The sequence below is a fragment of the Natrinema versiforme JCM 10478 genome, from assembly GCF_000337195.1.
GTDB lineage: Archaea > Halobacteriota > Halobacteria > Halobacteriales > Natrialbaceae > Natrinema > Natrinema versiforme.
Genome location: NZ_AOID01000014.1, coordinates 43530 through 56093, shown reverse-complemented (window position 1 = coordinate 56093; position 12564 = coordinate 43530). Strand labels below are relative to the sequence as shown.

Annotated in this window: 12 protein-coding genes; 8 read left to right on the top strand and 4 right to left on the bottom strand. The window is 65.5% G+C overall.

Translation table 11 applies throughout. The features are described from left to right. Positions 1-41: 41 nt before the first annotated feature. A complete protein-coding gene (locus tag C489_RS04130; RefSeq protein ID WP_049890595.1) occupies positions 42-1067 on the top strand; it encodes a HEAT repeat domain-containing protein in 1026 nt (341 codons plus the stop codon). Positions 1068-1108: 41 nt separating this feature from the next. Then, positions 1109-1498, top strand: coding sequence for a secondary thiamine-phosphate synthase enzyme YjbQ (locus tag C489_RS04125; protein WP_006429884.1), 390 nt, complete (start codon positions 1109-1111; stop codon positions 1496-1498). A gap of 53 nt (positions 1499-1551) precedes the next feature. On the opposite strand, the gene C489_RS04120 is transcribed toward C489_RS04125, so the two are convergent. Then, entirely contained in the window at positions 1552-2217 is a 666-nt protein-coding gene (locus C489_RS04120; RefSeq protein ID WP_006429883.1) for a glycerophosphodiester phosphodiesterase, read from the bottom strand. A gap of 185 nt (positions 2218-2402) precedes the next feature. Between C489_RS04120 and C489_RS04115 the strand changes: the two genes are divergently transcribed. Both C489_RS04115 and C489_RS04110 read left to right on the top strand, forming a co-directional pair. After that, the gene (locus C489_RS04115; protein ID WP_006429882.1) at positions 2403-2846 is read left to right on the top strand and encodes a response regulator; all 444 of its coding nucleotides are present in this window, start codon (positions 2403-2405) and stop codon (positions 2844-2846) included. Between the two features lie 69 nt (positions 2847-2915). Beyond that, entirely contained in the window at positions 2916-3650 is a 735-nt protein-coding gene (locus C489_RS04110; RefSeq protein ID WP_006429881.1) for an SDR family oxidoreductase, read from the top strand. Positions 3651-3678: 28 nt separating this feature from the next. Here the strand turns inward: C489_RS04110 and C489_RS04105 are convergent, their stop codons facing one another. After that, positions 3679-5028: a sodium-dependent transporter gene (locus tag C489_RS04105; protein WP_049890585.1), complete on the bottom strand. Its 1350-nt coding sequence runs from the start codon at positions 5026-5028 to the stop codon at positions 3679-3681. 271 nt (positions 5029-5299) lie between these two features. Between C489_RS04105 and C489_RS04100 the strand changes: the two genes are divergently transcribed. Both C489_RS04100 and C489_RS04095 read left to right on the top strand, forming a co-directional pair. Further along, positions 5300-6844, top strand: coding sequence for an acyl-CoA carboxylase subunit beta (locus C489_RS04100; protein ID WP_006429879.1), 1545 nt, complete (start codon positions 5300-5302; stop codon positions 6842-6844). 4 nt (positions 6845-6848) lie between these two features. Then, the gene (locus tag C489_RS04095; protein WP_006429878.1) at positions 6849-7217 is read left to right on the top strand and encodes a hypothetical protein; all 369 of its coding nucleotides are present in this window, start codon (positions 6849-6851) and stop codon (positions 7215-7217) included. Between the two features lie 137 nt (positions 7218-7354). Here the strand turns inward: C489_RS04095 and C489_RS04090 are convergent, their stop codons facing one another. Continuing rightward, positions 7355-8503, bottom strand: coding sequence for an SPFH domain-containing protein (locus C489_RS04090; RefSeq protein WP_006429877.1), 1149 nt, complete (start codon positions 8501-8503; stop codon positions 7355-7357). Positions 8504-8697: 194 nt separating this feature from the next. Between C489_RS04090 and C489_RS04085 the strand changes: the two genes are divergently transcribed. Next, complete coding sequence (locus tag C489_RS04085; protein ID WP_152423096.1) at positions 8698-8955, top strand: hypothetical protein; 258 nt, start codon at positions 8698-8700, stop codon at positions 8953-8955. Positions 8956-9064: 109 nt separating this feature from the next. Beyond that, positions 9065-10903: an acetyl-CoA carboxylase biotin carboxylase subunit gene (locus tag C489_RS04080; protein ID WP_006429875.1), complete on the top strand. Its 1839-nt coding sequence runs from the start codon at positions 9065-9067 to the stop codon at positions 10901-10903. A gap of 413 nt (positions 10904-11316) precedes the next feature. On the opposite strand, the gene C489_RS04075 is transcribed toward C489_RS04080, so the two are convergent. Next, positions 11317-12462, bottom strand: coding sequence for a TIGR04053 family radical SAM/SPASM domain-containing protein (locus tag C489_RS04075; RefSeq protein WP_006429874.1), 1146 nt, complete (start codon positions 12460-12462; stop codon positions 11317-11319). Positions 12463-12564: the final 102 nt, after the last annotated feature.

Genomic DNA, 12564 nt, shown 5'->3' with positions numbered 1-12564 from the left:
GGCCAGAACGATTATATACTCCATCTCCAATGCAGGAGACGATGACTGGGGACGGGGGCGAGGCCGTCGAGCCCCGGGGCCGGGGGGCCACCGGAGTCGATCTGCCAGCGATCCTGACGCGACTCGAGGCCGAGGAACCGACTACACAACGAACCGCGGTCCAACGAATTCGGACCGCGATCGACGACCGGGGGCGGACCGCCGCGTACGCGCCGACGGTCCCGAAGCTCCGAGCGCTGCTCGAGCGGCCCGAAATCGATTTTCACGACGAGGTGGCCGCCTGTCTCGCCGATCTGGCGGCCGAAGTGCCAACAGATGTCGCGCCGTCGACCGGGGCTATCCTCGGCGTCGCCGTCGAACGAGCCGACCAGCCCGCCACGGCAGAACTGCTTCGATGCATCGCCGCCGTCGCCGCCGAGCGGCCGGACGTCGTGGCCGATCACGCCGCAGAGATCGCCGACGTACTTGAGGAGCGATGCGGCTACGATCGGCAGGGGATACTGGCGTTAGAACACGTCTCGAGGGAGGAACCGACGGCGATCGAACCCGCCGTCCCGGTTCTCACCGACGCGTTGGCGTCAGCCCCGGACGAGTACGGGCTCCCGGCGCTTCGGGCGCTCGGGCGACTGGCGCGCTCCGGTGCGACGCCACCTTCACTCGAGTTCGTCGCCCGGGCGGCTGCGCTCGTCGATCGTGACGAGACGGCCCTACGCCACGCCGCGATCGACTGTCTCGGCGACGCGGCCCGCTGCGATCCCGCCGCCGTCGAATCGGTCTGTGACGAACTCGGCGCGGCCCTGGCGCGCGACGATCCGGATACCCGAGCCGTCGCCGCGGACGCGATCGCCCGTCTCGCCGCAGAAAGCGAGCCCGCGATCGAACCGGTCCGCGGACGGCTCCTCGAGTCGCTCGCGGACGATCACCCGCGTGTCCGGGCAAACGCCTGCCTCGCGCTGGGGTACGGTCGCGTCGACGCGGCCGAATCCCGTCTCGAGGAACTCGCGAGCGAGGACCCGGCACCGACGGTTCGCGACCGCGCCGCGTGGGCCGTCGCACAGGTTTCGTAGCGACCGGAACGCACTCCGTTCTCGCGGGTGTGGACTCGCGCATGGGCTTTTCCGTCGAGACCGAGTCCCGGCTGACGACCGTCGACGTGACCGATCGCATCGCCGCGGCCGTCCCCGACGACTGCGAATCGGGCACCTGTACGGCCTTCGTCGAGCACACGACGGCCGGCCTCGTCGTCCAAGAGGACGAACCGCGGATCCGGGGTGACCTCGAGTCGTTCCTGCGAGATTTAGTCCCCGACGAGGGACACGCACACGATCAATTAGACGGCAACGCGGACTCACACCTGCGAGCGTCGCTGATCGGCCCCGACGTGACGATTCCGGTCGAAAACGGCGAGTTGGCGCTGGGAACGTGGCAGTCGGTGTTGCTCGTCGAGTGCGACGGCCCGCGAACGCGGACGGTGTCCACGACGATCGTCGGCGACTAGCGCCCGATCGCTCGAGGACCGCCGGGCGACGAGCGTGCCCGACTCCCGAGCGCTCAGACGCGGATCGGTCGATCCGCCGAGACGCAGTCGACGCCGCGCCGGTCGAGCAGCGTCGCCATCGGTCGCCGTTCGATCGACCACGAGTGGACCTCGAGCCCCACCGCCGTCGCCCGCGGCACGATCCGCGTCGCCAGACAGCGCCAGCAACTCGCGCCGAGGACGTCGCAGTCGAGTTCGACCGCCGTCGTGACCGGCGTCTCGAGGTGGCGGTCGACCAGCAACCCGATCGGCTGGCTCGGGTCGCGGTCACGGATCGTCCGCAGTTCGGCGGCGAGAAACGAGGTCGTCACGACGCGATTATCGATGTCTGCGTCTTCGAGCGCCGCGAGCACGTCGGCCGCGATGCCCGGCTCTTTGAGCTCGAGGTTGACTTCGACGGTCGGCGGCAGGGCCGCGAGCATCGCGTCGAGGGTGGGGATCGACTCGTCGGACTCGAGTACCGAGTGAGCGGCGAGTTCGCTGACGGTGGCATCTGCGACGGCCCCGGTGCCGTCGGTGACGCGGTCGATCGTGTCGTCGTGGACGACGACGAGTTCGCCGGAGCCACAGCGTCGCACGTCGAACTCGACGGCATCGGCGTGGTCGGCCGCGGACTGAACGGCACCGATCGTGTTCTCGGGGGCGGTCGCGGCGAAGCCCCGGTGCGCGATGAGTCGCATTAGTGGCCCTATCGACCCCCGGCGGCTTTAGTCGTCCGCTGGACTGCACTCTCGGCGTCTGCGCGCGATTTGCCCGCGTCGTTCCAAATTACTTAGCAAGTAGGCTTAACCGAATACCATGACTAAGACGATACGATTACTGGAGTGGATAAGACAGTCACCGCTGTGTCCATCATGAGACTGATATGAACAGCCACCGCGACGAGCCGATCCACGTCCTTCTCGTCGAGAACGACGCCGAAGACGTGCAGTTCCTCCGCGAGGCGTTCGACGGGGTGGACATCGACGTTATCGTCACCGTCGCCAGCGACGGCGACGAAGCGCTCTCGCGTCTGACCGGCGACGACGAGTCGCCGTCGCTTCCGGATCTCGTCTTGCTCGACCTCGATCTGCCGCGGATGGACGGCCTCGGTCTCCTCGAGACCCTTACCGACGAGCCGGCGCTCGCACGGCTGCCCGTGCTCGTGTTGACCCGATCGGCGACCGTCGAAGACATCCACGAAAGTTACGAACTCACGGCCAACGCCTACCTCACGAAACCGACCGACGCCGAGGCGTACGCCGAGATGGTCGAAGCGATCGCGGACTTCTGGTTCAAGCGAGCCGCGCTGCCGACGAAGTCCTCGTAGCGCGACGCGACTGTGACTGGCGAGCCGACGGCCCCGTCCTTTGATGCGAACGGCCCGTGAACACCTCGTATGGCAGTCACGACCGCGTTCGACGTCGACTTCAGCGGAACCGTCGCAGTGATCACCGGGGCGAGCGGCGCGCTCGGCAGCGCCGCCGTCGACCGGTTTCTCGAGGCGGGCGCGACCGTCTGTGCCGTCGACGTGATCGCACCGGGAGAGGGGGACAGCCAACTCGAGCGCGATCCCGATGACGAATCGGCCCTCGCGTTCTACGAGGCGGACCTGACCGACGAGGACGACGTTGTGGATCTGATGGAATCCGTCGTCGATGAGCACGGCCGAATCGACCACCTGCTGAACATCGCCGGAACGTGGCGGGGCGGCGATCACATCGAGGACACCGATCTCGAGGCGTTCGAGCTGCTCGTCGACATCAACCTGAAGACCGCGTTTCTCGCCTCGAAACACGCCCTGCCACACCTCCAAGAGACGGATGGCTCGATCGCCAGTATTAGCGCTCGATCCTCGCTCGAGGGCGGCGACGGGGACGGCCCCTACCGGATCACGAAGGCCGGCATCCGCCTGCTGATGGAGACGATCGCCGCGGAAAACAGCGGGACGGTACGGGCCAACAGCGTCATGCCGAGCGTCATCGACACGCCGATGAACCGCGAGATGATGCCCGACGCGGATCACGACTCGTGGGTCGATCCGCTCGAGATCGCGGATGTGCTGGCGTTTCTCTGTAGTGACGGAGCCGCGGTGACCAGCGGCGCTGCTGTGCCGGTCTACGGCGAGGCATAGTCGACGAAAAAACACCGAGTTCCGTCAGTCAGCCGATGATGCCGCTGATCGCCTCGTAGGCTCCGATCGCGTTCAGTCCGAGGATCACGACCAGCGTGACGAGGACGGGAATTCGAAGGGCCCAGATCCAGGCCGTTCCCCAGCCGCCGAGGTTTCGAATCCCTTTGCCGAGTTCCTCGAGGCCGATGTCGGTCCCGACCCAGCCGATGTAGATCGATAACAACAGTGCGCCGAGAATGAGCAGGATGTTGTTCGCGAGTTCGTCGTAGACCGTGAGCCACGAGAGACTGCCGTCGTACGCGACGGGAACGCCGAAGAGGAAGATCGCGGTCCCGATGAGCAGCGTCGCCGGGACGCGATCGACGCCGCGTTCGTCGATCAGGTAGGACACGACGACTTCCATGATACTGATCGCGCTCGAGAGCGCCGCGATGAAGACGGTCCCGAAGAAGACCGCGCCGAGAACGCTGCCGAACGGAATGTTGCTAAACGCCTGCGAAAGCGCGATGAAGATGAAACCCGGACCGTCGCCGATTGCGACGATATCGGCGACGGCGAGGTCACCGGAGAAGAGGACCGGGAACGCGACGAGGCCGACGGTGAACGCGATCGCCGTGTCTAAGCCGACGATGATGACGGCGTCTTTGGCGAGGTTCCGATCCTCTCCGAGGTAGGATGCGTAGGTGATCATCACGCCCATCCCGAGCGAGAGCGTGAAGAACGCCTGTGCGGCGGCTGCGGGTAAGATACTGGTCCAGTTTGCGGCAATAGTACTCAGATCAGGCGACAGGTAGTATGCGTAGGCCTCCCCAGCATTCGGGAGCGTGCCGGCGTAGACTGCCAGACCGACCAAGAGGAGGATGATCGCGGGAACCATCAACTTCACCGAGAATTCAATCCCACGGCGGATACCAAATCCGACGACAGCGATGACCGCCGCCATGAAGATCGCGTGCGTGAGAATGGACATCATTCCCCCCGTGGTCGCTCCGAACTGTGCCGCACCGTCTGCGGCGTAGTTCCCCTGCAGTCCGTAGACGGTGTACTGCAGGACCCAGCCAGCGACGACGCTGTAGTACGAGAGGATAACGAAGCCGGCCGTGACGAAGACCCACCCTATTTTCGTCCACGCACCCTCTCCGATCTGCTTGAGCGCACCAACGGGATTCCGTTCCGTATACCGGCCGACAGTGAACTCGACTAAGATCACTGGGAACCCGATGACCGCGATCAAAGCGAGGTAGACGACGAGAAACGCCGCACCGCCGTATTCACCAACCTGATACGGAAACCGCCAGACGTTACCTAATCCCACCGCACTACCCACCGCGGCAAGGATAAATCCTGCTCTCGTTGCCCATGTTTCGCGTTGTGCCATGTGGAATCGGTTTGAAAGAGCCACTATATAATTGTTCGTGGTTTGCGAAATGATGTACGCCGGCTGAAGTCGACAATTCGCTGTCGAGACGGCGAGAATTACGAAGTGATCGGATCGCATTACTTTTAAATAGTATATCAGTTCGGTGTCCCGATCGGATGCGACCGGTCGACTCGAGGAGTGATAAACCGTGATGGTATTACGGAATCCTTTTCCTGTTGGTCCTCGCACAACGGCGTATGAATCGAGCAGGGGTGTTCCCGGCATGACGATGGAAGACCGCATCGACGAACTCGAGGAACTCCGTGAGGAGGCACGGAAAGGCGGCGGCGAAGCGCGGATCGAGAAGCAACACGACAAGGGGAAGATGACCGCCCGCGAGCGGATCGATTACTTCCTCGACGACGGGACGTTCACGGAGTTCGACCAGCTCCGGACCCACCAGACGAGCCAGTTCGGGATGGAAGAGAAGCAGATTCCCGGCGACGGCGTCGTCACGGGCTACGGCGAGGTCAACGGGCGGACCACGTTCGTCTTCGCCCACGATTTCACCGTCTTCGGCGGCTCGCTCGGCGAGGTCTTCGCCGAGAAGGTCTGTAAGGTCATGGACATGGCGATGGAGGTCGGCGCGCCCGTCATCGGACTCAACGACTCCGCCGGCGCTCGCATTCAGGAGGGCGTCAAGAGCCTCGCTGGCTACACCGAAATTTTCCGCCGGAATCAGGAAGCCAGCGGCGTCATCCCACAGATTTCCGGGATCATGGGCCCGTGTGCCGGGGGGTCGGTCTACTCCCCTGCCATCACCGACTTCATCTTCATGGTCAAGGACACGAGCCACATGTACATCACCGGGCCCGGCGTCACCAAGACCGTCACCGGCGAGGAGGTCACCCACGAGGAACTCGGCGGCGCGATGACCCACGCCAACAAGACCGGCGTGGCTCAGTTCGCCTGCGAGAGCGAGGAACAGGCCTTGGACGACATCAAGCGCCTGCTCTCCTATCTGCCACAGAACAACGTCGAGGACCCGCCTCGAGTCGAGCCGTGGGACGACCCTGACCGCCGCGACGACGCGCTGACCGACATCGTCCCGCCGAGTCCGCAAAAGCCCTACGACATGACGAACGTCATCGACAGCGTCGTCGACGAGGGCTCGTTCTTCGAGGTCGCGGACAACTTCGCCCAGAACCTCGTCGTCGGCTTCGGCCGCCTCGATGGCCGTTCGGTCGGTCTCGTCGCCAACCAGCCACGGGTCAACGCCGGCACGCTGACCGTCGACGCCTCGATGAAGGGCTCGCGGTTCGTCCGGTTCTGTGATTCCTTTAACATCCCCATCGTCACCTTCGTCGACGTCCCCGGCTACATGCCCGGGACCGATCAGGAACACCGCGGGATCATCCGCCACGGCGCGAAACTGCTCTACGCCTACGCCGAGGCGAGCGTGCCGCTGCTGACCGTCATCACGCGCAAAGCCTACGGCGGGGCCTACTGTGTCATGGCCTCGAAGAACCTCGGCGCGGACGTCAATTACGCGTGGCCGACCGCCGAGATCGCCGTCATGGGTCCCCAAGGGGCGGTCAACATCCTCTATCGGGAGGAACTCGCGGAGGCCGACAATCCCGACGAACTCCGCGACGAACTCATCGAAGAGTACCGCGAGGAGTTCGCCAACCCCTACACCGCGACGGACAAGGGCTTCCTCGACGATGTCATCGTCCCCACCGAGACCCGGCCGCGGCTGATCGACGACCTCGAGATGCTCGAGACGAAACGCGAGTCGAACCCGGACAAGAAACACGGCAACATCCCGCTGTAGTCAGATGACCTCCCAGCAACAGCCGACGACCGACGACGGCGAGCGACCCGAGAGCGCCGGTGCCGACGGTTCGAACGGCGATTCCAGCGGGTCGCGTGGCCTCGAGGCGGCGCTGCCGACGGATGTCGACCTCGAGCTGCCGGACGACGCAGACAACGAAGAGGCAGCGGCCATCGTGGCCGCCATCGGCGCACATCTCCACGATCAGGCGCTCGCGGCCGCCGCTGCGGCGGCCGACGGTGAGGAGACGTGGGACGACAAGCGCTGGGCGTTCGGCGGCAAGGTCCGGGCACAGCAACATCGGACCGTCCGCGTCCCACGGGACGCCCCGACCGATCCGTGGTCGGCCGCGGGACGCACGAAGCGGTTCTGAGCGCCGGCAACGCTGTTTTCGGTTCGCCGATTCGCGAGATCGAGTTCTCGAGAGAAACGTCGCCGATGTGGCCGTGACAATCGGTGACTGTGAGGTGGGTCGACCGCGAGCCGCCGGCCGCTCGCGGCGCGCCAGCGCTACTCCGAGTCGGAGCCGAGTTCGGGCTCGTCGTCGGATTCGGACATGGTGATCGGCTCCTCGGCGTCCATGCCCACGTCCTGCCCTTCCTTGATCGCCTGGGCCTGCTCTTCCATCGCCTCGACATCCATCTCCGCTTGCTCGTCGATCTCGCCGATGATGTCGGCGATGTCGTCCAGGCCGATCAGTTCGCGGGTCTCGTCGTCGAACTCGAGGCTCTCGAGGTCGGCACCGTTGCCTTCCACGTCGCTGCCCGAGAGGTGCTTGCCGTAGCGGCCGACCAGCGAGGTGAGCTCCTGGGGCATGACGAACGTCGTCGACTCGCCCTTCCCGATCTCGGCGAGCGTTTCCATCCCCTTGTCGATGACCGCGCGTTCGCCCATCGATTCGGCCGATCGGGCGCGCAGCACGGTCGAAATCGCATCACCTTGTGACTCGAGGATCTGGCTCTGTTTCTCACCCTGGGCGCGGATGATATTCGACTGCTTGTCCCCTTCGGCCTTCTCGACGGCGCTGCGGCGTTCACCTTGGGCCTCGAGGATCATCGCGCGGCGGCGGCGTTCGGCAGAGGTCTGTTCCTCCATCGCGCCCTTGACGCCCGCGGACGGGGTCACTTCGCGGACCTCGACGCTCTCGACGCGAATGCCCCACTCGTCGGTGGGTTCGTCGAGTTCCTGGCGGATGCGCTCGTTGATCATTTCCCGCCGGGAGAGGGTGTCGTCGAGTTCCATATCGCCGATGACGGCCCGCAGGGTCGTCTGGGCCAGATTGGAGACGGCACGCTGGTAGTCGTCGACCTCGAGGAAGGCGCGCTTGGCGTTCATCACTCGAATGTAGACCACGGCATCGGCCGTGACGGGGGAGTTGTCCCGCGTGATCGCCTCCTGCTGGGGCACGTCCAGCGTCTGGGTCCGCATGTCGAACGTGTAGATCCGGGAGACGAAGGGCGGCACGATGTTCAGTCCCGGCTCGAGCAGCTTGCGGTACTCCCCGAAGACGGTCAGTGCCGCCCTGTCATAGGCGTCGACGATCTCGACCATCTGCCAGACCGTGATCACCGCGAGCAGCAGGACGGCGGCCCCGATGAGCAAGAGCGGGTCCTCGAGCAGCGACTGGGTCTGCAACGGTCCGGGTACGAATTCGGCCATGCCCGTATCAGGGGTCGACGGCGGATAACGATTGCCCGTAACTAGCATGGGACGCGGTACTGCCCGGCTCCGCGACTGTACTGCCACCTCACATTCATATGTACAATTATAAAGCCAATATGTCCTTGAATAGTATAGGTATCTGGATATTAGTTAGACATACGACTTAGTATGGGCGTATCCGTTTGGCCCGTATGGATCTCGCATTGGTAGCAATACCCATGCTCGCCGTCCTGTCGACGGCGGTAGCCGATCGGCTCGGCCACCGGCCCGGCTCGAAGCGCCGCCATCTGTTCGAAACTGGCGACGGCGACCGGGTGAATCCGTTCGGGGACCGTTCGGCCGGCGGAGACGCGGGAGCGACCGCGTGTCGCGGCTGCGGGACCGGCCTCGAGTCGCGGACGTATCGGTACTGCCGGTCGTGTCACGCACTCGAGTCGGGCGGTGACTGATACGGTTTTCGAGCGGCGGCGGTCGGAGCCGTCGACCGGCAAAAACTGACGCGTTCCCGAACCGGTTGCGAAAAAGTAAGGTAGCACCCTGACGACGGTTCTCACAGGAATGTTTAGGAAGGTTCTCGTGGCAAACCGCGGGGAAATCGCCGTCCGCGTCATGCGGGCGTGTGAGGAGTTGAACATCGGGACCGTCGCCGTCTACTCCGAGGCCGATTCGGACTCGGGACACGTCCGCTACGCGGACGAGGCGTACAAGGTGGGGCCGGCACGCGCTGCCGACTCCTACCTCGATCACGAGGCCGTTATCGAGGCGGCGCGGAAGGCCGATGCCGACGCCATCCACCCCGGCTACGGCTTCCTCGCGGAGAACGCCGAGTTCGCGGGCAAGGTCGAGGACGCCGAGGGGATCACCTGGATCGGCCCATCAGCCGAGGCCATGGAGTCGCTCGGAGAGAAGACCAAGGCCCGCACGATCATGAGCGAGGCCGACGTGCCGATCGTCCCCGGGACCACGGACCCGGTCACCGACCCCGAGGAAGTCAAGGAATTCGGCGAGAAACACGGCTACCCGATCGCCATCAAGGCCGAGGGCGGCGGCGGCGGCCGCGGGATGAAGGTCGTCTGGGACGAAAGCGAGGTCGAAGACCAACTCGAGAGCGCCCAGCGCGAGGGCGAGGCCTACTTCGACAACGACTCGGTCTACCTCGAACGCTACCTCGAACAGCCCCGCCACATCGAGGTACAGATCGTCGCCGACCAGCACGGCAACGTGCGCCACCTCGGCGAGCGGGACTGCTCGCTACAGCGACGCCACCAGAAAGTCATCGAGGAAGGGCCGTCGGCGGCCCTCTCGGACGAACTCCGCGAGAAGATCGGCGACGCCGCGCGTCGGGGCGTCGCCGCCGCGGACTACACCAACGCCGGTACCGTCGAGTTCCTCGTCGAAGAGGAAGACCGCGAAGCGGGCGAACTGCTCGGCCCCGACGCGAACTTCTTCTTCCTCGAGGTCAACACCCGGATTCAGGTCGAGCACACGGTCACCGAGGAGATCACCGGGATCGACATCGTCAAGCGCCAGATCAAAGTCGCCGCGGGCGAGGAGATCGACTTCACACAGGACGACGTTGATATCGACGGCCACGCGATGGAGTTCCGGATCAACGCCGAGAACGCGGCCAACGACTTCGCGCCCGCGACCGGCGGCACCCTCGAGACGTACGATCCGCCTGGCGGCGTCGGCGTCCGACTCGACGACGCCCTGCGGCAGGGCGACGAACTCGTCACCGACTACGACTCGATGATCGCCAAACTCGTGGTCTGGGGCGAGGACCGCGACGAGTGTATCGAGCGGTCGCTGCGCGCGCTGCGGGAGTACGACATCGCGGGCATCCCGACGATTATCCCGTTCCACCGGCTGATGCTCACCGACGAGGAGTTCGTCCGGAGCACGCACACGACGAAGTACTTAGACGAGGAACTCGACGAGAGCCGCATCGAGGAGGCCCAGGAGCAGTGGGGCGGCGACACCGGTGACGGCGGCGCGGGCGACGACGAGGAGTCCGTCGAACGCGAGTTCACCGTCGAGGTCAACGGCAAGCGCTTCGAGGTCGAACTCGAGGAACACGGCGCACCCGCGATTCCGACCGGCGACGTCGACGCCGGCGGCGCACAGGCCAGTCGACCGGAGCCGGCCGGCGGAGAAAGCGGCGGCGGGTCCGAACTCGAGGGCGAGGGCGAGACCATCGACGCCGAGATGCAGGGGACGATCCTCGATGTCAAAGTCGAGGAGGGCGACGACGTCGCAGCCGGCGACGTGCTGGTCGTCCTCGAGGCCATGAAGATGGAAAACGACATCGTCGCCTCGAAGGGCGGCACCGTCACGCAGATCGCCGTCGAGGAAGGCGAGAGCGTCGACATGGGCGATACGCTGGTCGTCCTCGAGTAACGATCAGCGCGACACGACGGCCGCACAGCCCCCGGCGAACGTCTTCGGGAAAACGCCGACGGTGGTTCCCGCTCGTTGCGTAATCGCACGCGCCACCGGTCCGAACTCTGCGAGCGGTCGACGGACGCGATTGCCTGCGCGACCACGACCACCATCCATACATCCCTGCCACGGCGGCGCGTGCACTCGAGGACCGGTCTGATACCGGCGTCTCGATGCGGCGGCTCCACCGAGCTATCGTTGACGGCGCTCGAGACCGTGCGGGGCTCGCCCCCGCGTGCCCGTTCGGCTGTTCGACAGCCAGACGGTCTCGGACGCCGCTCGAGTTGTTTTCTCGTATTTCCAGGACTGAGAGCGAGAGCCGTCAGTCCTGATCGAGTACCGCTTGAGTCCGAGAAGGCTCGAGGCGGTATTCAGTCGCCGCTCGAGACGCCGCGCGTTTCGCTGTCGGCGTCGTCCCACGGCAGCGGACCATCGTATCCCTCGGGCACGTAGGGGCAGAGCGGATCGCTCGCCAGCGGGTCGCCGGTGTGGGCGAACGCCCGCGAGCGACTGCCGCCACAGACGTTGCGATACCGACAGGCACCGCACTTCCCCGAGAGCCCATCGCGGTCCCGGAGCGACTGGAACAGCTCGGAGTCCCGATAGAGTTCGGTGACCGGCCGATCACGGACGTTGCCGGCCGATTCCGGCAGGAACCCGGAGGGGAACACCTCTCCCGTGTGACTGACGAATCCGAAGCCATCGCCCGCGACGATGCCGGTTCGGCGCTTGATTCCGGCGGTCGGGGTCCCGTCGCCGTCGTCCGTGTCGGCATCCGCATCCGCTTGCCGTTGCTGGCGCTGCATCGCGACCCGCCGATACTGGGGTGCCTCGGTCGTCTTGACGCCGAACGGTTCCTCGTCGCTGACCTCGGCCAACCACTCCATCACCGCGTCGGCTCGTTCGGGCGCGATCGGCTCGAGGACCCGCCCGCGTCCGATCGGCACGAGGAAGAAGACGCTCCACATGACCGCGCCGATTTCTGTCAGGAGCTCTCGGATTTCGGGGAGTTCGGAGACCGTCTGGCGACAGACGGTGGTGTTCACCTGGACGGGAACGCCGACCTCGCGGGCGTCCTCGACGGCGCGGATCGTCTCCTCGAAGCTGCCGTCCTCGCCGCGGAAGGCGTCGTGGGCCTCCGGCGAGGCACCGTCAAGGCTCACCGCCATCCGTTTGAGCCCCGCGTCGGCCATCTCTTCGATTCGATCAGCGGTCAACGAGCCGGTCCCGCTCGGCGTGATCGTCATCCGCAGTCCGAGGTCGTCGCCGTGGGCGATCAGCTCCGCGACATCGTCGCGCACGAGCGGGTCGCCACCCGAGAGCACGACCAGTTGGCCGTCGCCGAACTCGGCGGCTCCCTCGAGTAATTCCTTCCCTTCGGCCGTGGAGAGTTCGTCGGGGTGGCGCTGGGGCTTCGCGTCGGCGCGGCAGTGATCGCAGGCGAGCCCGCAGGCTTGCGTGAGCTCCCAGATGAGGACGAACGGTCGCTCGGACGTATCGAGAGTGCCGGGGCGCATACCGGTGGCTGGGTCTCGGGCGACCGAAAGCGCCCCTCTCGTTCCCGCAGCTCGGGAAGACGGGAAGATGTTCGCCGGCACGGGCCGGTGTTCCCGCCCGCT

What these genes read in the sequence shown, in the direction of transcription:
- C489_RS04130 (WP_049890595.1), top strand. Translation starts at nt 42, where the DNA reads ATGACTGGGGACGGGGGCGAGGCCGTCGAGCCCCGGGGCCGGGGGGCC.
- C489_RS04125 (WP_006429884.1), top strand. Translation starts at nt 1,109, where the DNA reads ATGGGCTTTTCCGTCGAGACCGAGTCCCGGCTGACGACCGTCGACGTG.
- C489_RS04120 (WP_006429883.1), bottom strand. Translation starts at nt 2,217, where the DNA reads ATGCGACTCATCGCGCACCGGGGCTTCGCCGCGACCGCCCCCGAGAAC.
- C489_RS04115 (WP_006429882.1), top strand. Translation starts at nt 2,403, where the DNA reads ATGAACAGCCACCGCGACGAGCCGATCCACGTCCTTCTCGTCGAGAAC.
- C489_RS04110 (WP_006429881.1), top strand. Translation starts at nt 2,916, where the DNA reads ATGGCAGTCACGACCGCGTTCGACGTCGACTTCAGCGGAACCGTCGCA.
- C489_RS04105 (WP_049890585.1), bottom strand. Translation starts at nt 5,028, where the DNA reads ATGGCACAACGCGAAACATGGGCAACGAGAGCAGGATTTATCCTTGCC.
- C489_RS04100 (WP_006429879.1), top strand. Translation starts at nt 5,300, where the DNA reads ATGGAAGACCGCATCGACGAACTCGAGGAACTCCGTGAGGAGGCACGG.
- C489_RS04095 (WP_006429878.1), top strand. Translation starts at nt 6,849, where the DNA reads ATGACCTCCCAGCAACAGCCGACGACCGACGACGGCGAGCGACCCGAG.
- C489_RS04090 (WP_006429877.1), bottom strand. Translation starts at nt 8,503, where the DNA reads ATGGCCGAATTCGTACCCGGACCGTTGCAGACCCAGTCGCTGCTCGAG.
- C489_RS04085 (WP_152423096.1), top strand. Translation starts at nt 8,698, where the DNA reads ATGGATCTCGCATTGGTAGCAATACCCATGCTCGCCGTCCTGTCGACG.
- C489_RS04080 (WP_006429875.1), top strand. Translation starts at nt 9,065, where the DNA reads ATGTTTAGGAAGGTTCTCGTGGCAAACCGCGGGGAAATCGCCGTCCGC.
- C489_RS04075 (WP_006429874.1), bottom strand. Translation starts at nt 12,462, where the DNA reads ATGCGCCCCGGCACTCTCGATACGTCCGAGCGACCGTTCGTCCTCATC.